The organism is Pseudomonas sp. G.S.17 (assembly GCF_038096165.1).
Taxonomy (GTDB): Bacteria; Pseudomonadota; Gammaproteobacteria; order Pseudomonadales; family Pseudomonadaceae; genus Aquipseudomonas.
The window spans coordinates 4,295,665-4,313,338 of the sequence record NZ_CP151076.1; the positions used below are offsets into that span (position 1 = coordinate 4,295,665).

At 58.6% G+C, this 17,674-nt stretch carries 11 protein-coding genes; 4 read left to right on the top strand and 7 right to left on the bottom strand.

Going from position 1 to position 17,674, the window contains the following annotated elements; all coding sequences use genetic code 11:
* Window positions 1–189 precede the first annotated feature (189 nt).
* Entirely contained in the window at window positions 190–693 is a 504-nt protein-coding gene (locus AABC73_RS20125; RefSeq protein WP_331103716.1) for a peptidylprolyl isomerase, read from the top strand.
* Window positions 690–1,421 carry a UDP-2,3-diacylglucosamine diphosphatase gene (gene lpxH / locus AABC73_RS20130; protein ID WP_341520654.1) on the top strand — a complete coding sequence of 244 codons (732 nt, stop codon included), beginning with the start codon at window positions 690–692 and terminating at the stop codon, window positions 1,419–1,421. Before AABC73_RS20125 ends, lpxH begins: the two co-directional genes overlap by 4 nt.
* A gap of 228 nt (window positions 1,422–1,649) precedes the next feature.
* Here the strand turns inward: lpxH and AABC73_RS20135 are convergent, their stop codons facing one another.
* The 5 genes from AABC73_RS20135 to miaE all read right to left on the bottom strand — a co-directional run bounded on the left by AABC73_RS20135 (window position 1,650) and on the right by miaE (window position 7,221).
* Window positions 1,650–3,188, bottom strand: a complete 1,539-nt coding sequence (locus AABC73_RS20135) for a DHA2 family efflux MFS transporter permease subunit (RefSeq protein WP_341520655.1) — start codon at window positions 3,186–3,188, stop codon at window positions 1,650–1,652.
* Between the two features lie 63 nt (window positions 3,189–3,251).
* The gene (locus AABC73_RS20140; protein ID WP_341520656.1) at window positions 3,252–4,487 is read right to left on the bottom strand and encodes an HlyD family efflux transporter periplasmic adaptor subunit; all 1,236 of its coding nucleotides are present in this window, start codon (window positions 4,485–4,487) and stop codon (window positions 3,252–3,254) included.
* Between the two features lie 5 nt (window positions 4,488–4,492).
* On the bottom strand, window positions 4,493–5,980 hold the full coding sequence (locus tag AABC73_RS20145; RefSeq protein WP_341520657.1) for an efflux transporter outer membrane subunit: 1,488 nt from the start codon (window positions 5,978–5,980) through the stop codon (window positions 4,493–4,495).
* A complete protein-coding gene (locus AABC73_RS20150; protein ID WP_341520658.1) occupies window positions 5,977–6,465 on the bottom strand; it encodes a MarR family transcriptional regulator in 489 nt (162 codons plus the stop codon). The genes AABC73_RS20145 and AABC73_RS20150 overlap by 4 nt, the downstream gene beginning before the upstream one ends.
* 144 nt (window positions 6,466–6,609) lie before the next feature.
* The gene (gene miaE / locus AABC73_RS20155; RefSeq protein WP_331103728.1) at window positions 6,610–7,221 is read right to left on the bottom strand and encodes a tRNA isopentenyl-2-thiomethyl-A-37 hydroxylase MiaE; all 612 of its coding nucleotides are present in this window, start codon (window positions 7,219–7,221) and stop codon (window positions 6,610–6,612) included.
* Window positions 7,222–7,371: 150 nt separating this feature from the next.
* On the opposite strand from miaE, the gene AABC73_RS20160 reads away from it, so the two are divergent.
* Window positions 7,372–8,286 carry a universal stress protein gene (locus AABC73_RS20160; RefSeq protein WP_341520659.1) on the top strand — a complete coding sequence of 305 codons (915 nt, stop codon included), beginning with the start codon at window positions 7,372–7,374 and terminating at the stop codon, window positions 8,284–8,286.
* A gap of 111 nt (window positions 8,287–8,397) precedes the next feature.
* Here AABC73_RS20160 and AABC73_RS20165 read toward each other — a convergent pair whose 3' ends face one another.
* Window positions 8,398–8,868 (bottom strand): DUF1289 domain-containing protein, encoded by a 471-nt coding sequence (locus tag AABC73_RS20165; RefSeq protein ID WP_020288799.1) that lies wholly within the window; start codon window positions 8,866–8,868, stop codon window positions 8,398–8,400.
* A gap of 393 nt (window positions 8,869–9,261) precedes the next feature.
* Between AABC73_RS20165 and acnB the strand changes: the two genes are divergently transcribed.
* A complete protein-coding gene (gene acnB / locus AABC73_RS20170; RefSeq protein ID WP_065833444.1) occupies window positions 9,262–11,871 on the top strand; it encodes a bifunctional aconitate hydratase 2/2-methylisocitrate dehydratase in 2,610 nt (869 codons plus the stop codon).
* A 751-nt stretch (window positions 11,872–12,622) separates the two neighbouring features.
* Here acnB and AABC73_RS20175 read toward each other — a convergent pair.
* Window positions 12,623–17,479 carry an NAD-glutamate dehydrogenase gene (locus tag AABC73_RS20175; protein WP_341520660.1) on the bottom strand — a complete coding sequence of 1,619 codons (4,857 nt, stop codon included), beginning with the start codon at window positions 17,477–17,479 and terminating at the stop codon, window positions 12,623–12,625.
* Window positions 17,480–17,674 lie beyond the last annotated feature (195 nt).

Here is a 17,674-nt window from a genome sequence, read left to right on the forward strand (position 1 = left end):
TACAAGTGCGCGGCCAGGGTAGGCCGACTAAATCAAAGCGCCTATCATAGCCGATGCCGTCAAGAGGCTAACAGCACACTCTGCGAAAACACGCGAGTTAAAAACTCGACCGAATTATGTAACCACCTCTGTAAACTGCGCGTCAGGGTTATATCGCGCCCCATCCATGAATCAAAGAGCGACTTTTCCATGTCCAAAGTAAAATTGACCACCAATCACGGCGACATCGTATTGGAACTCAACGCTGAAAAAGCGCCACTGACCGTTGCCAACTTCATCGAATACGTCAAAGCCGGCCACTACGAAAACACCGTTTTCCACCGTGTCATCGGCAACTTCATGATCCAGGGCGGCGGTTTTGAGCCAGGCATGAAAGAAAAGAAAGACAAGCGTCCAAGCATCCAGAACGAAGCTGACAACGGCCTGCCGAACGAAAAGTACACCGTTGCCATGGCTCGCACCATGGAGCCGCATTCGGCTTCCGCGCAGTTCTTCATCAATGTCGGCGACAACGCGTTCCTGAACCACAGCGCCAAGACCACTCAGGGCTGGGGCTACGCGGTATTCGCCAAAGTCGTTGAAGGCACCGAAGTCGTCGACAAGATCAAAGGTGTTTCCACCACCAGCAAATCCGGCCATCAAGACGTACCGGCTGAAGACGTGATCATCGAGAAAGCCGAGATCATTGAGTGATATTGCTGATCTCCGATCTGCATCTTGAGGAGGAGCGCCCGGACATTACCCGGGCGTTTCTGGATCTGCTCGCCGGCCGCGCTCGCGCTGCCGAGTCGCTGTATATCCTCGGGGATTTTTTCGAAGCCTGGATCGGTGATGACGCCATGTCGCCGTTCCAGCGCTCGATCTGCGAAGCCCTGCGCCAATTGAGCGACAGCGGCACGCACATTTTCCTGATGCACGGCAATCGTGATTTCATGATTGGCCGCGCATTTTGCAAGGCGGCAGGCTGCACACTGCTGCGCGACCCCAGCGTCGTCCAGATCAATGGTGAGCCGGTGCTGTTGATGCACGGCGACAGCCTGTGTACCCGGGATGAAGCCTACATCCGTATGCGTCGCATCCTGCGTAACCCGTTGACGTTATGGGTGTTGCGCAATCTGCCCAAAAGTACGCGCTACAAGCTGGCGCGCAAGCTGCGCAGCGAGAGTCGGGCGCAGACCCGCATGAAAACCAACGACATCGTTGACGTCACGCCCGAAGAAGTCCCGAAGGTCATGACCCAATATGGCGTACGAACCCTGATCCACGGCCACACCCATCGGCCGGCGATCCACAAGCTGCAGATCGGCGATGACGCCGCCCGGCGCATCGTGCTCGGCGATTGGGACAAACAGGGCTGGGCGTTGCAGGTCGACGAACAGGGCTTTGCCTTGAGTGCGTTTGATTTTTTAACGCCTGAATGAGCTGTGCAGACTGTGTGAAAACGTCACGAGCGAAGGCAAGACAAGGCAAAAACAGGCGGAAAAGCGGAGTCTAGGTGTTCTAAATGAGCATTTTCCGCCTGTTTTTAACGCAGTATTGCCGAGCGCAGTAGTTTTCATACAGTCTGTGTGGGAGCGAGCTTGCTCGCGAAGGCTGTACCGACCCTTCGCGAGCAAGCTCGCTCCCACGGTTTCTCACCGCTCAAAAGATCAATGCCCGCCCCCCGCCGCCGGTCCGGCCTTGGCGGCAAACGGTGGCTTGGCCAGCCACACCAGCAAGATCAGCCCCATGAACACCCAACCCAGCAAGTAGAAATAATCCACCGTGGACATCATGTACGCCTGACTGTTGAGCGTCTGCTCCAACTGCGCGTACGCCTGTGGACTGGCGCCGCCCAGGCTGTTCAGTGCGTCGCGGGTCGCTGGATCATAAGTGCTGAGGTTTTCGCTCAAATACGCATGATGCTGATCCGCCCGGCGAATCCAGATCCAGGTGGTCAGCGACGCGGCAAAGCTGCCGCCCAGCGTGCGCAGGAAAGTCGCCAGCCCGGAACCGTCGGCGATCTGATTGGGCGGTAAATCCGACAACAGGATGCTCAAGGTCGGCATGAAGAACAGCGCCACGCCCGCGCCCATAAACAGCTGCACCAGCGCGATGTGTTCGAAATCCACCTGATTGGTGAACCCGGCGCGCATGAAGCAGCTGGTGCCGATTGCCAGGAAAGCCAGGCCAGCCAGCAAGCGCAGGTCGAACTTATGAGCATATTTGCCGACAAAAGGCGACATCAGCACCGGCAGGATACCGATGGGGGCTACGGCCAATCCCGCATAGGTCGCGGTGTAACCCATTTGCGTCTGCAACCATTGCGGCAACAACAGGTTGATGCCGAAGAAACCCGCGTAACCACCCACCAGCACCATGGTGCCGATACGGAAATTGCGAAACGCGAACAGGCGCAGATTGACGATGGGATGCTTGTCGGTCATTTCCCAAATGATGAACACCGACAAGGCAATCGCCGAAATCACGGTGCCGATCACAATGAAGTTCGATTCGAACCAGTCCAGGTCGTTGCCCTTGTCGAGCACGATCTGCAACGCTCCGACGCCAATGATCAACGTCAGCAGGCCAACGTAATCCATGGGCTGATAACTGGTCACCACCGGACGCTTGGCCATCTGCATGCGTACCACCAGCACGGCGAACAGACCAATCGGGATATTAATGAAGAAAATCCACGGCCAGCTGTAACTGTCGGTGATCCAGCCGCCGAGTATCGGCCCGGCAATGGGCGCGACCACCGTGACCATCGCCAGCAATGCCAGGGCCATCCCTCGTTTGGCCGGAGGATAGACGGCAATCAGCAAGGTCTGCGTCATCGGGTACAACGGCCCGGCGACCACACCTTGCAGCACGCGAAAGCCCACCAGCTCAGGCATCGACTGGGAAATCCCGCACAGGAACGAGGCGACCACGAACAGAATCGTCGCCCACAAAAACAGTTTCACTTCGCCGAAGCGGCGGCTCAACCAGCCGGTCAGTGGCAAGGCAATGGCGTTGCTGACGGCGAACGAGGTGATGACCCAGGTGCCCTGCTCCGAACTGACCCCGAGGTTACCCGAGATAGTCGGCAAGGCGACGTTGGCGATGGTGGTGTCCAGCACCTGCATGAACGTCGCCAGAGACAGGCCGATGGTGCATAACAGGAGGCTGGGCGGCGTAAATGAAGCGGGGGCGTTGGCGCTCATCGCGAATCCCTGAAAACTCTGACGGCGCCCCGACCTTGCAGGCCGGGGCTACGGATTGGCGGTTCAGCGCTGGGCAGTCTTGCCGGTCGCGGCGCTGTTTTCGTGGATCAGGCGCGCAATCAAAGCATCGGCATCAGCCAGTTGCTGCTCATACACCTTGGTGGTGAACGAGGCCTTCTTCGGCGGTTGCTGGGCCAGCACCGGGCCGCTTTGGTCGTGCAGATTGACATCGACCACTGTCGACAGGCCGATGCGCAACGGATGCTCGGCCAGTTCGTCAGCATTGATGTGAATCCGTACCGGCACGCGCTGGACGATCTTGATCCAGTTACCGGTGGCGTTTTGCGCAGGCAACAACGCAAACGCGCTGCCGGTGCCGGCGCCCAGGCTGTCGATGGTGCCGCTGTATTTCACGTCGCTGCCGTACAGGTCAGACTCGATTTCCACCGGCTGGCCGATGCGCATCTTGCCCAACTGGGTTTCCTTGAAGTTGGCGTCGATCCACAACTGATCCAGTGGAATCACCGCCATCATGGCCGTGCCCGGCTGTACGCGCTGGCCCAACTGCACGGTGCGCTTCGCGACATAACCGGTCACCGGCGCGATTAACGTACTGCGGGCATCGGCCAGGTAGGCCTGACGCAATTGCGCGGCGGCGGCTTTGACGTCGGGATGCGACGAGACTTCGGTGTCATCCACCAGGGCAACGCTGCTGGCCAATTGTTGCTGCAGATTGTTCAAGGCACTTTGCGCGCTGGTCAGGTCATCCTGCGCGTGGGAAAGCTCTTCCTGGGAAATCGCCCCGCCAGCGGCCAGGTTCTTCCGGCGGCTGTAATTGTCCTGCGCTCTCTTCACTTCGGCGCGCTGCGCCGCCAACTGAGCTTTCATACCGTCGACATTGCTGTACAAACCGCGCACCTGACGTACGGTCTTGGCCAGATTGGCCTCGGCGCTTTGCAGGCCGACTTCGGCGTCACTCGGGTCGAAGCGCAGCAACACCTGACCTTCACGGACCAGATCGCCATCGTCAGCACCAATGCTGATTACGGTACCGGTGACCAGCGGGGTGATTTCCACCACGTTGCCGTTCACATAGGCGTCGTCGGTGCTCTCGCTCCAGCGCCCGTAAAGTTCGTGCCAGGCCCAGATACCCAGCGCGCCCAGAATCACGATCAATAACAGCCCCAGCAGAAGGAATTTACGCTTGCGTGGATTGCTGTCTTTATTACCATCCTGAGCTTTGGCGTTGTCAGCCTGGTCTTTGGGCGCGGATGTGTTTTCGCTAGTGGCAGTGGCCATGACAATTACCTTGTGTTAGTCAGCGAAGCAGCTGATGAAGTGGCCGGTCTGGTTGATTCCGAAGGGCCTTGCCCCTCGAAACCGCCACCCAGGGCCTGCATCAACTGGATCGACAAATCGATTCGTTCGGCGTTGAGATCAGCCAGTTGGCGTTGGGATTGCAACAGTTGCTGTTCGATGGTCAGCACATCCAGGTAATTGCCGACGCCCGAGCCGTAACGCTGGGTCACGGTGTCGAAGGATTGCTGGATGACATCGGTGGCGTGCTGCCGCGCCTGGATCTGGCCGTCCATGGCGCGCAGCTGACCAATGTTGTCGCTGACGTCACCCAAGGCCCGAATCAGGCTTTTATTGTATTGCGCCACGGCCAGGTCGTAATCGGCATCCCGCGCATCGAGGTCGGCGCGCAGTCGGCCGCCATCGAACAGCGGCAGGGAAATGGTCGGGGCGATATTAAAGAAGCGACTGGCCGAACCGAACAGCGCATCACCCAGCAACGACTCGGTGCCCGCCGCAGCGCTGAGGTTCAGGTTCGGGTAGAAATTGGTCTTGCCGGCCACGATGTTCTTGCTCGCCGCCTCAACCCGCCAGCGTGCGGCAACAATGTCCGGACGACGGCCCAGCAGTTCGGCCGGCAACGACGACGGCAACGCCACGACAGCGGGTTTGAGCACGTTGGGCCGGGAAATATCTTCGCCACGGTCCGGGCCTTTGCCAAGCAACACCGCCAGGGCGATTTTTGCGCTGCGCAGACGCTTGTCGGCGTCGATCAGCTGTTCCTGGGAGTTCGCTTCCAGGCTTTCGGTCTGCTGGTATTGATACTGGCTGTCGATCCCGGATTGCAGGCGACGACCGCCCAGATCCAGCAGTTGCCGGGTGCGCTTGAGATCTTCAGTCGCCAGATCGCGCACCACATAAGCCTGACCCAGATCGCTGTAGGCGCGCGCCACATCGGCGGCCAGCGTCAACTGCGCAGCCTGCTGATCGACTTCGGCGGCTCGGGCCTGGCCCAGCGCCGCTTCCCAGGCGGCACGCTGGCCACCCCAAAGGTCGAAGTTGTAATTGAAATTGACCGCCATGCTGCGCAACGTGCTGTAACGCCCGCCCACACCGCTCGGGTCCTGATCCTTGGCCAGACGCGAACGGCTGATGCTGGCGTCGGCATCGACAGTCGGCATGCGCGCGGCATCGGCCGCATACGCAGTGGCCATCGCCTGATGGGTACGTGCGCTGGCAACCTGCATGTCCGGGCTGTCGCGCAACGCCTCGCTGATCAGGCCGTCAAGCTGCGCATCGCCGAGGCTTTTCCACCAGTCGCGCTTGGGCCATGCGGCAGGGGAAAGGGTGATGTCTTGCAGATTGCGTTCGCTGTGCAAGGTCTTGGCATCGAGGCTTTGACCCTCGGTGACCAGACCGCTGTAATTGGCGCAGCCGGCAAGGCTCAGGGCAAGCAACAACAGGCTATGGCGCGCCTGCAAAATCGTGCGGTTCATGTTGCACCTGTGTCTTTGAAGCTCAGACGAGTAATGGTGACGTGGTCATCGGCTCCTACCAGGATCTTGGTCAGGATGCGCTCCAGATTGGCAACCTCCTCCGCCTCCAGCACGCCTAACAAGTCATTCAGTGCGTCAGCGCCGATCTGCGGCAAGCGGTCCGAAAGCGCCTGACCTTCGGCGGTCAACGCGAGATGCACCTGGCGTCGATCAGTCGCCGAACGGCTGCGAACCAAAAGCGCCTTTTGCTCCAGACGGTCGAGCATGCGGGTCATCGAGCCGCTGTCCAGCGACAGACAACGGCACAATTCCGCCGGTGTGTCAAAACCGCCCCGCGCCACGATGATCAACACCTTGAACTGCGAGGAAGTGACGCCATACGGGATCAGATGCTTGTCCAGCAAGCGATCCTTCACCGAGTTAGTTCGGCCGATCAGCATTCCCATGATTGAAGAATTCAGGTCAGCGGGACTGAAATGTTTCATGCATCCACCAAAGTAACTGCCTAGGCAGCGAGTTACATAATGTTACTGCCTAGGCAGCAAATGGCCAAGCTTTTATTAGCAGGCTTACTATTCAGACGTGAAAAAGGCGTCCGAGGACGCCTTCTATATATAGAGAGAGCAGAATCAAGCCAGCGCAGGCACGCCGCTATGAAAGCGAAACTCTTCATCAGGGCTTTCGATCAGCTCACGCTCGGCGAGCAGAATCTCCTGAATCTTCGCCTCCACATCCGCCTTGTCGCCATAGGTATGGGCCAGTTTCAGATAGTCCTGAAAATGCCGCGCCTCGGACTTCAACAGGCTGGAATAGAACTTGGCCAGGTCCTCATCCAGATGCGGGACCAACGCTGCAAAGCGCTCGCAGGAACGCGCTTCGACAATCGCGCCGACAATCAGCGCATCCGTCAGGCGGTACGGATTGTGATTGCGCACCAGTTTGCGCAACGAACCGGCGTAACGCGCGGAGCTGATATTGACCAGCGGGATGGCGCGTTTGCGGATGATGGCGATGACTTGTTCGAAATGGCGCAGTTCTTCCCGGGCCAGCCGGGACATCTTGCTCAGCAGGTCGAATTTGTCGTTGTACTGGAACATGAACTGAAATGCCGCCCCGGCCGCCTTCTTTTCATTGTTCGCATGATCGATCAACAGGATATCCAGATTGCGCAAAGCGGCCTGGACCCAGCTGTCGGGGGTGCGGCACAGCAGGAAGGCTTCTATTTCAGGGATCGGGTACATGAGTTCACGGATGGCTGGATGACAAAGCCCGGCATTATACGAGGCCGGTCGAACTCCCGCGATATAAATGAAATTGACTTGAATCAACGCCCGACTCCGGGCGGCGCAACTATAGTTACCGGGTGCTTATGCAGCCGGGAGATCCAATTCATGCAAGCCATTCGCAGCATCCTAGTGGTCATCGAACCCGATCATCCTGACAGCCTGGCGCTCAAACGGGCGCGGCTGATCGCGGGCGTTACCCAGGCGCATCTGCATTTGCTGATCTGCGACCGGAAAAACCATCCGCACAGCGCCCTGCTGGTCGAACTCAAACGACGCCTGCATGACGAGGGCTACAGCGCCCTGCTGGTCGAACTCAAACGACGCCTGCATGACGAGGGCTACAGCGCCACGGCCGAGCAAGCGTGGAATGAAACCCAGCACAAAACCATCATCCAGGTACAGCAGGCTGAAGGCTGCGGGGTGGTGATCAAACAGCACTTTCCTGACAACCCGCTGAAGAAAGCGCTGCTCACGCCTGAGGACTGGAAACTGCTGCGTCAGTGCCCAAGCCCGGTATTAATGGTCAAGACCGACCGATCATGGGTGAACGGCGTGATCCTGGCGGCGGTTGACGTGGGAAACGCCGACGGCGAGCACCGCGCCCTGCACTTCGACATCATTGATCGCGGCTATGACATCGCCGCCCTGGCCAAGGCCGAGCTACACGTGATCGCGGCACATCCGTCACCGATGCTGTCGGCGGCCGACCCGGTATTCCAGCTCAAGGAAACCATCGAAGCGCGCTATCGCGAGCAATGCCAGGCGTTCCAGACCGAGTTCGAGGTTGATGATGATCATCTGCACATCGCAGGAGGACCAGCCGACTTCTTGATCCCGTTTACCGCCCGTCAGCTGGGTGCCAGCGTGACCATCATCGGCACCGTGGCGCGCAGCGGAATTTCCGGCGCACTAATCGGCAACACCGCCGAAGTGGTACTGGATTCACTGGAAAGCGACGTATTGGTGCTCAAGACCGAGGAAATCGTCAGGCATCTGGAAGAGCTCTGGGTGAAGGGTTGAAGCTGAAAATCGATCTGCAGGAGCGAGGCTTGCCCGCGAAAGCGTCATTTCACGCAGTGAATATCGCGACCGCAATAGCCATTCGCGGGCAAGCCTCGCTCCAACAAATGCCTAGCCCCCGAATGCATCCTTGAGAAACCCCGGCGCGATGTAGCGCTCGTAGTGGGCCTCGGAAAGCAGAAAAAACTCTCGATCGATGGCATCGCGCAGATCCGGCAGCGGCCAGTCGCGGAATTCCGGCAACAGCGCCAGACCATAGGCTTCTATATTGGAAATCACCCGCGCCCCGCGTGCGATCAGCTGATAGGCCCAGCAATATTCGGACTGGTTGGGCACGAAGCGAATCTTGCGCTGCACCAGTTGCAGGCGCAGTTTTTCGGCGTCGAACACTTCGAGCTTGGCGGTCATGACCTGCACCAGCAATTGCTCAAGGCGCAGCCACACCGCACGTTTTTCAGCCTCGTTATAGCCGTTCCAGTTGATCACTTCATGATGAAAACGCTTGCAGCCACGACAGACCAGATCCCCGTAAACAGTGGAGCAAAGGCCTACGCAGGGCGTTTTGATGATTTGATTAGGCATGGCGGACAGAGCAACGAAAGGCGTAACAAGCCCACATGTTAGCCCTTTGTCTAACAGTGTTCACCCCCGAAGGTGTAGGGCTTAACTTACCTTTGGCAGAGTTTTGCCGTAGAATCAGCGAGCCTTTTAAGGCGCCAATGTCCGTTGGAAGCTGTTTTCAAAGCGTCACGAGCACAGTCAAGTTAACCCCGCAGTCGGTGTTGACGCAGGTTTCACGCCTTCGTCAACACTCATCAGCCGTCCTGCAGGCGTAAAACTTTGAAAACAGCTTCTGTAAGGAATTGCCGATTTACCCTGGCCAAGGAACTCAAAAAGTTTCGTCGTGCAGGTATCGGGTAATTCCTGGATGAGCGTCCCGGACACCCATTTGGGACCACTGATGAGGGTAATACTGTGCTTGAAGCCTACCGTAAACACATCGAAGAGCGTGCCGCCCAGGGTATCGTGCCCCAGCCGCTTAACGCCGAACAAACTGCAGGTCTGATCGAGCTGCTGAAGAATCCCCCGGCTGGCGAAGAAGCTTTCCTTGTCGACCTGATCACCAATCGCGTTCCACCTGGCGTTGACGAAGCTGCCTACGTCAAGGCCGGTTTCCTGTCTGCCCTGGCCAAGGGTGAAGCCACTTCGCCATTGATCGATAAAAAGCGCGCTGTTGAATTGCTCGGCACCATGCAAGGCGGCTACAACATCGTCACGCTGGTCGACCTCCTGGACGACGCTACCCTCGCCCCGGTTGCCGCCAAAGAACTCAAGCACACGCTGCTGATGTTCGATGCGTTCCATGACGTCGCTGAAAAAGCCAAGAACGGTAACGTTCAAGCCAAGGAAGTCCTGCAATCCTGGGCTGACGGCGAGTGGTTCCAGAAGCGTCCGACCCTGGCCGACAAGATCAGCCTGCGCGTCTTCAAGGTGACTGGCGAAACCAACACCGACGACCTGTCTCCAGCACCGGATGCATGGTCCCGTCCTGACATCCCGCTGCACGCCCTCGCCATGCTGAAAATGGCCCGCGACGGTATCGTACCGGATGTTCAAGGCTCCATCGGTCCGATGAAGCAGATCGAAGAGATGCGCGGCCAGGGCTTCCCGATTGCCTATGTTGGCGACGTGGTCGGTACCGGTTCTTCGCGTAAATCCGCGACCAACTCAGTGCTGTGGTTCTTCGGCGACGACGTTCCTTACGTGCCGAACAAGCGTGCCGGCGGTTTCTGCTTCGGCAGCAAGATCGCTCCGATCTTCTACAACACCATGGAAGATGCTGGCGCACTGCCAATCGAATTTGACGTTACCAACATGAACATGGGCGACGTGATCGACCTGTACCCGCATGCTGGCAAAGTCTGCAAACACGGCACCGATGAAGTCCTGACCACCTTCGAAATGAAGACGCCGGTCCTGTTGGACGAAGTCCGTGCCGGCGGTCGTATCCCGCTGATCATCGGCCGTGGCCTGACCGAAAAAGCCCGTACCGAACTGGGTCTGCCACCTTCGACTCTGTTCAAGCTGCCTGAGCCTCCGGCTGAAAGCGACAAGGGTTACACCCTGGCGCAGAAAATGGTCGGCAAGGCATGCGGTCTGCCGGAAGGCAAAGGTGTTCGTCCAGGCACCTACTGCGAACCGAAGATGACCACCGTTGGTTCCCAGGACACCACTGGCCCGATGACCCGCGACGAACTGAAAGACCTGGCGTGCCTGGGTTTCTCTACCGATCTGGTCATGCAATCGTTCTGCCACACCGCTGCCTATCCGAAACCGATCGACGTCACCACGCACCACACGCTGCCTGACTTCATCATGACCCGCGGCGGCGTTTCCCTGCGTCCGGGCGACGGCATCATCCACAGCTGGCTGAACCGCATGCTGCTGCCGGACACCGTCGGTACCGGTGGTGACTCCCACACCCGTTTCCCGATGGGCATTTCGTTCCCGGCCGGTTCCGGTCTGGTTGCGTTTGCTGCTGCCACCGGCGTTATGCCGCTGGACATGCCGGAATCGATCCTGGTTCGTTTCAAAGGCAAGATGCAACCTGGCATCACCTTGCGCGATCTGGTTCACGCCATTCCTTACTTCGCGATTCAGGCTGGCCTGTTGACCGTCGAGAAGAAAGGCAAGAAGAACGCCTTCTCCGGCCGCATCCTGGAAATCGAAGGCCTGGACGACTTGAGCATCGAGCAGGCATTTGAACTGTCCGACGCCTCGGCCGAACGTTCCGCTGCCGGTTGCACCATCAAGCTGTCGAAAGAGTCCATCAGTGAATACCTGAAATCCAACATCACCCTGCTGCGCTGGATGATCGGCGAAGGCTACGGCGATGCACGGACTCTGGAACGTCGCGCGCAAGCGATGGAAGCCTGGGTTGCCAATCCGGAACTGATGGTTGCCGATGCCGACGCGGAATACGCCGAAATCATCGAAATCGACCTGGCCGACGTCAAGGAGCCTGTGCTCTGCGCGCCGAACGACCCGGACGACGCCCGTCTGCTGTCCAGCGTTGCTGGCGAGAAGATCGACGAAGTGTTCATCGGTTCCTGCATGACCAACATCGGCCACTTCCGCGCTGCGGGCAAGTTGCTGGATCAGGTCAAAGGGCAACTGCCGACCCGTCTGTGGCTGTCGCCGCCGACCAAAATGGACGCTCACCAACTGACCGAAGAAGGCTACTACGGCATCTACGGCAAGGCTGGCGCGCGCATGGAAATGCCGGGCTGCTCGTTGTGCATGGGTAACCAGGCACGGGTAGAGCCGAATTCGACCGTAGTGTCGACGTCGACCCGTAACTTCCCGAACCGTCTGGGCGACGGCGCGAACGTCTTCCTGGCCTCGGCCGAGTTGGCGTCCGTTGCTTCGATCCTGGGTCGCCTGCCGACCGTCGAAGAGTACATGGGCTACGCGAACCAGATCGATACCATGGCAGCGGACGTATACCGCTACCTGAGCTTCGATCAGATCGCCGAGTTCCGCGAAGCCGCAGCGAATGCCAAGATTCCGGTCATTCAAGCGTAAGCGCGAAACCCAGCGTTAAAAAAACCCCGTCCTTGTGACGGGGTTTTTTATTGGGCCTGATTGAGTACATATCCAGCATTTTTGTGCTCTGAAACTATGGTTCCGCTCTTACGGCAGGTCACTTGACGGTTTTTTATGAGGGCATATCCGTTGCTGCGGTAACGGCGGCTTAGGGTTGCGCCCTTACGGCGCCTCACTTTCGAAAAGCGCGAAAGTAACCAAAGCGCTCTTGCCCCACCACTCGGTCCCTCGCTTTGGCTCGGCATGCCCGTCATCCGACATTGATGTGGAGGGCCGCCGCAAAGGGCCATCCCTGGCCCAGTGCGGCTAAACCGGCGTCCTACCGGTTTACCCTCCAAATCAACATCGAATTCCGGCCAGCGTGGTTTGAAGGGGCGCTTAAGATCAAGATCAAAAACAGAGCCAAAGCCAAAGCCAAAGCGCCGTTGAATCTGTGCGGACCGTATCTCAACTGTAGGAGCGAATTTATTCGCGAGGCGTTCGTTGCGGCGACACAGATTTATGCCGTGAGCGCTGGCCTCTTCCCGGATAAATCCGGTCCTACCGGAGGGATGCTACATATCCGTTGCTGCGGTAACGGATATGTACACAAGAATCAATCCTTCAAAGATGTGTAGCCGCCTATGCCTATCGCGGCCAAGCCGCGCCTATGAATCGCGGTTATCCACTACCCAATAAAAAACCCCACATCTCTCGATGCAGGGTTTTTCACTACCACTCGATCAAACCATCAAGCCGCGACGGTTTGTCCGCTCATGGCCAGGTCCAGCAGCTCACGGTTGGCGACTGCATACATGGCGTAATCCGTGCCGCTCGCCGCACGAATATCCACCAGCATTGCGCGCCAGCGGTCGACCATCAACACGTGCTGCTCCAGCCACACGGCCAGACGTTCTTCCACATCTTCAGGGCCGTCCGGCATTTGCAGGACCGAGACCGTGATCGCCCGCTGTTGCCAGTCGATGTCGTCACGGAAGGCTTCACGGGCCAGCGCCTGCCAGTTGTTTTCCACCGGCAGGTTGCTGATCTGTTGCAGGTACCAGGTCACGTCCAGCGCACTGCCCACGGCGAAGTAGACCTTGGCGACATCGGCAGCATTCTGCCCGGTGACGTCGGAGGCTTCGATGATCGGCAACAAGGTATACAAGTGGCTGGTACCGGCCACCATCCGCGCCAACAGCTCCGGCACGCCGGCTTCGACGTAAGCCTGATAACGGGTCTGCCAGACTTCACGAGTCGGGCCTTCCAGCAGTTCGTCGAGTTTCAGACCCAGCGCCGCGATATGCGGGCCGAAGTGCGCCACGTCACGACCGGCATCCAGTTCGTTGCGACGGCTGCGCAGGAACCAACGGGTGGCACGGCGACCCAGACGCATCAGCTCGTCCATCAAAGCCAGCTGGATTTCAGCAGGAACCTTGTAGTCCAGCGCTTCGATCTGGCGGAACCAGTGCGGCAGGTGGAAGATGTCCCGCACGATCACGTAAGCGCCCGCCACGTTGGCTGCACTCATACCGGTGGACTCTTTGAGTCGCTGCACGAAGGTGATGCCCATGTGGTTGACCAGATCGTTGGCGATCTGGGTGCTGACAATCTCGCGCTTCAGGCGATGCTGACGCATGGAATCCCCAAACTTCGCCGCCAGGGACGGCGGGAACGCGGTTTCCATGTCGCGTGCCAGGTAATCGTCGTCCGGAACACGGGATTCCAGCAACGCTTCCTTGAGATCGATCTTGCTGTAGGAAATCAGCACCGACAGCTCCGGACGGGTCAGACCCTTGCCATCCGCAACGCGCTCGGCAATCTGATCCTCGGCAGGCAGGAACTCAATGGCGCGATCCAGCTTGCCACGGGCTTCCAGATCGCTCATCAGACGCTTATATTCGGCGATACGCTCGTAGGCGCGACGTGTCGCCAGCGACAACGCCTGAGTCTGTTTGTAGTTGTTGCCCAACACCAGATGGCCGACTTCATCGGTCATGCTTTCCAGCAGCTGGTTGCGCTGCTTCTCGGTCATGTCACCAGCCTGCACCACTTCGTTGAGCAGGATCTTGATGTTCACTTCGTGGTCGGAGCAGTCAACGCCACCGGCGTTATCAATGAAGTCGGTGTTGGAACCGCCGCCATTGAGGCCAAACTCGACACGACCCAGTTGCGTCATGCCCAGGTTACCGCCCTCACCCACTACCTTGCAGCGCAACTCGTTGCCATTGACCCGCAATGCGTCGTTGGCCTTGTCGCCCACATCGGTATGGGTTTCGAAGCTGGATTTGACGTAAGTACCGATGCCGCCGTTCCACAACAGATCAACCGGCGCCTTGAGCAACGCGTTGAGCAGTTCGGTTGGCGTCAGCTTGTCGGCCTTGATGTCGAAGCGCTCTTTCATCTCGGGACTGATGGCGATGCTTTTCAGACTACGCGGGAAGATACCGCCGCCAGCGGACATGATGCTGGTGTCGTAATCGGTCCAGGCCGAACGCGGCAGGTCGAACAGACGCTGACGCTCAGCGAAGCTGCTGGCCGGTTCCGGGTTTGGATCGATGAAGATATGCAAATGGTTGAACGCGGCGACCAGCTGCAATTTATCCGACATCAGCAAACCGTTGCCGAACACGTCACCGGCCATATCGCCAATGCCGATCACGCTGATGTTGTCTTGCTGGACGTTGATGCCGCGCTCGCGGAAGTGGCGCTGCACGCCGACCCACGCGCCTTTGGCGGTGATGCCCATTTTCTTGTGGTCATAACCGGCCGAGCCGCCGGAAGCGAACGCATCGCCCAACCAGAAGCCGTAATCGATGGCGATGCCGTTGGCGATGTCAGAGAAGGTCGCCGTGCCTTTGTCGGCCGCCACCACGAGGTACGGGTCATCATCGTCATGACGCACGACGTTGACCGGCGGCACCAATGTGCCTTCCTTGAGGTTATCGGTGATGTCGAGCAAACCGGAGATGAAGATGCGATAGCAGGCGATGCCCTCGGCCTGAATTTCATCGCGACCGCCACCCAGTGGCAGACGTCGCGGCAGGAATCCACCCTTGGCACCCACCGGCACGATCACCGAGTTCTTCACTTGCTGGGCTTTTACCAGGCCCAGCACTTCGGTGCGGTAGTCTTCTTCACGGTCGGACCAGCGCAGCCCGCCACGCGCAACGTTACCGAAGCGCAGATGCACGCCTTCGACACGCGGTGAATAAACGAAAATCTCGAACTTGGGCACCGGTTTCGGCAGTTCGGGAATCTGCCGTGGGTTGAACTTGAAGCTGAAGTAGCTCTTGTTCTGGCCGTTGGCGTCGGTCTGGTAGAAGTTGGTGCGCTGGGTCGCCTTGATCAGGTCCAGGTAACGACGCAGGATGCGGTCTTCGTTGAGTACCTGAACGTCGTCCAGAGCAGACAGAATCGCTTGTTCCAGACGTTGCTGCTTGTCGTCCAGATCGTCGGCGGCCAGCTTGCGCGCCAGATAGAAGCGGGTCTTGAACAGCCGCGTCAGTTCTCGGGCGATATCCGTGTGGTTGTTCAGGGTCGCCGCGATATAACCCAGGTCGAAGCCCAGGCGAATCTGTTTCAGATAACGGGCATAAGCGCGCAGCAATGCCACGTCACGCCATGGCAAACCAGCGGTGAGCACCAGACGGTTGAACGCATCGTTCTCGGCCTCGCCACGCACGATGTGGACGAACGCGTCCTGCAAGGTGTCGTTGAGCTGCTGGATGTCCAGGTTCAGGCCTTCGCCATAGGTAAAGGCGAAATCATGAATCCAGAACTCGCGGCCATTGCTGTGATGCAGGCGATACGGGAACTCACCCAGGACACGCAAGCCGAGGTTTTCCAGGATCGGCAGCACGTCGGACAACGCCAGCGGCGTATCGGCGTGGTACAGCTTGCAATGCAGCTGCTGTTTGCCACCGGTCAGCGGCTGATAGAAGCTCATCACCAACGGATTGGTTTCGTTCAGGCTCAACAGGTGCTGCATGTCGACCACAGCCGAATGCGCCGCGAAACGCTCGCGATAACCCGCTGGAAAACCTTTCGGGAAGTCCGCCAGCACGTTGGTGCCGTGGGCTTCGCCGAAGCTTTCCACCACCAGGCTGGCGTAATCGTCTTTCCACGAACGGCAGGCCTGAATGACTTCGTTTTCCAGTTGCACCGGATCGATGTTCAGATTGACCTTCGGGTCCACCCGCAGGATCAATTGCACACGCGCCAGCACGGATTCGGAGAAGAACGTCCAGAATTCGCAGTCGCTCGCCTTCAGGCGATCCATCAGCACTTGCTGGATTTTCTGACGGACTTCGGTGGAGTACACGTCACGCGGCACATAAGCCAGGCAATAGCAGAAGCGGCCGTACGGGTCCTTGCGCAGGAACACGCGAATCTTGTTGCGCTCCTGAATCTGCACGATGGACATCACGGTGGTGAACAGCTCATCCACTGGTGTCTGGAACAGATCGTCACGGGGCAATACTTCGACCACCTGAGCCAGTTCCTTGCCCAGGTGCGCCTTGGCATCGAAGCCGGAACGGCGTTCAACTTCGGCGACCTTGCGGCGGATGTACGGGATTTCCCGAACGCTCTCGCCATACACCGATGAGGTGTAGAGGCCCATGAAGCGGCATTCCTTGATGACCTTGCCGGATGCATCAATCTGCCGGATCGACACGTAGTCCGGGTAAGCAGGACGATGCACACGGCTCGGATGGGCGGCCTTGGCGAACGACAGCAGCGTCGGCTCATGCAGGTAGTTCACTGCGTAGCCTTCGATGTGCAGATCGTCTTCGGTCAGCCCGGCGCGCAGGCGCTTGGTCAGGCCCAGGAACGAGGATTCGTCATAGATCAGCTGGCCACCATCGGCCTCGCCGCGCACCTGGAACTCTTCGTAGCCCAGGAACGTGAAGTGGTTGTTCACCAGCCACTGCAGAAACGCCTTGATCTCGGACTTTTCACCTTCGTCAACGCCGTACTGCACGTCATCGATGCCTGCCAGCAGCTCGTGGAGCTTGGCTTTCATCGGTTCGAAATCTTCTACCGCAACCCGCACTTCACCCAGCACCTGCTCCAGCTCGCGGGCCAGCACATTCAGCTCGCTGGTGTTGGCGCAGCGATCGATCTCCAGATACATCAGCGATTCTTGCAGCACGTTTTCGCCGGTCGTGCCCTTGGGCAGCAACTCCAGCAATTCACCTTTGCTGCCACGACGCACACTCAACACCGTGGTCTGCAGGGTGTGAATGCTGTAGCCGCGACGGTTCAGCTCGGTACGCACCGAGTCCACCAGAAATGGCAGGTCGTGATGCAGCACTTCGACGGCGGTATGTGTCGATTGCCAGCCATGCCGTTCGTAGTCGGGGTTGTAGACCCGCACCAGCGGCTGGGCGTGCTCGAAGCGCTCAAGCAGACGCCACGCCGACAGGGTGCAACCGACGAGGTCGGACAACCGACGCTGGGTCAGTTCATCCAGGGAAATGATGCCGAAGAATTGCTCGGCAAACAGCGCCACTTGTGGCAGTGCCTGTTCGCTGATGTGCTGCGCCAGTGCCGCTTGCAGTTGGTGCTGGAAGTCGGGCTTGCTGGCTGCGGTGAAGAACGCCATCTGTGGTACTCCGCTTTGGCTTTTATAAGGAGGAAGCTGGATGGTTAGGTCGCGGACCATGCTCTGCCGTGGGTAACGGGCAGAACAGCAAAGCATGGCTGAGTGTAAAGCTAAAGAACTAACGCTTGCGGTGTGCGACTCGTCACATCGAAATGCCGAAAATCGCTGTCAGAAAAGTCCACGCGTGGCGCAGGA

What these genes read in the sequence shown, in the direction of transcription:
- AABC73_RS20125 (WP_331103716.1), top strand. Translation starts at nt 190, where the DNA reads ATGTCCAAAGTAAAATTGACCACCAATCACGGCGACATCGTATTGGAA.
- AABC73_RS20135 (WP_341520655.1), bottom strand. Translation starts at nt 3,188, where the DNA reads ATGAGCGCCAACGCCCCCGCTTCATTTACGCCGCCCAGCCTCCTGTTA.
- AABC73_RS20140 (WP_341520656.1), bottom strand. Translation starts at nt 4,487, where the DNA reads ATGGCCACTGCCACTAGCGAAAACACATCCGCGCCCAAAGACCAGGCT.
- AABC73_RS20145 (WP_341520657.1), bottom strand. Translation starts at nt 5,980, where the DNA reads ATGAACCGCACGATTTTGCAGGCGCGCCATAGCCTGTTGTTGCTTGCC.
- AABC73_RS20150 (WP_341520658.1), bottom strand. Translation starts at nt 6,465, where the DNA reads ATGAAACATTTCAGTCCCGCTGACCTGAATTCTTCAATCATGGGAATG.
- miaE (WP_331103728.1), bottom strand. Translation starts at nt 7,221, where the DNA reads ATGTACCCGATCCCTGAAATAGAAGCCTTCCTGCTGTGCCGCACCCCC.
- AABC73_RS20160 (WP_341520659.1), top strand. Translation starts at nt 7,372, where the DNA reads ATGCAAGCCATTCGCAGCATCCTAGTGGTCATCGAACCCGATCATCCT.
- AABC73_RS20165 (WP_020288799.1), bottom strand. Translation starts at nt 8,868, where the DNA reads ATGCCTAATCAAATCATCAAAACGCCCTGCGTAGGCCTTTGCTCCACT.
- AABC73_RS20175 (WP_341520660.1), bottom strand. Translation starts at nt 17,479, where the DNA reads ATGGCGTTCTTCACCGCAGCCAGCAAGCCCGACTTCCAGCACCAACTG.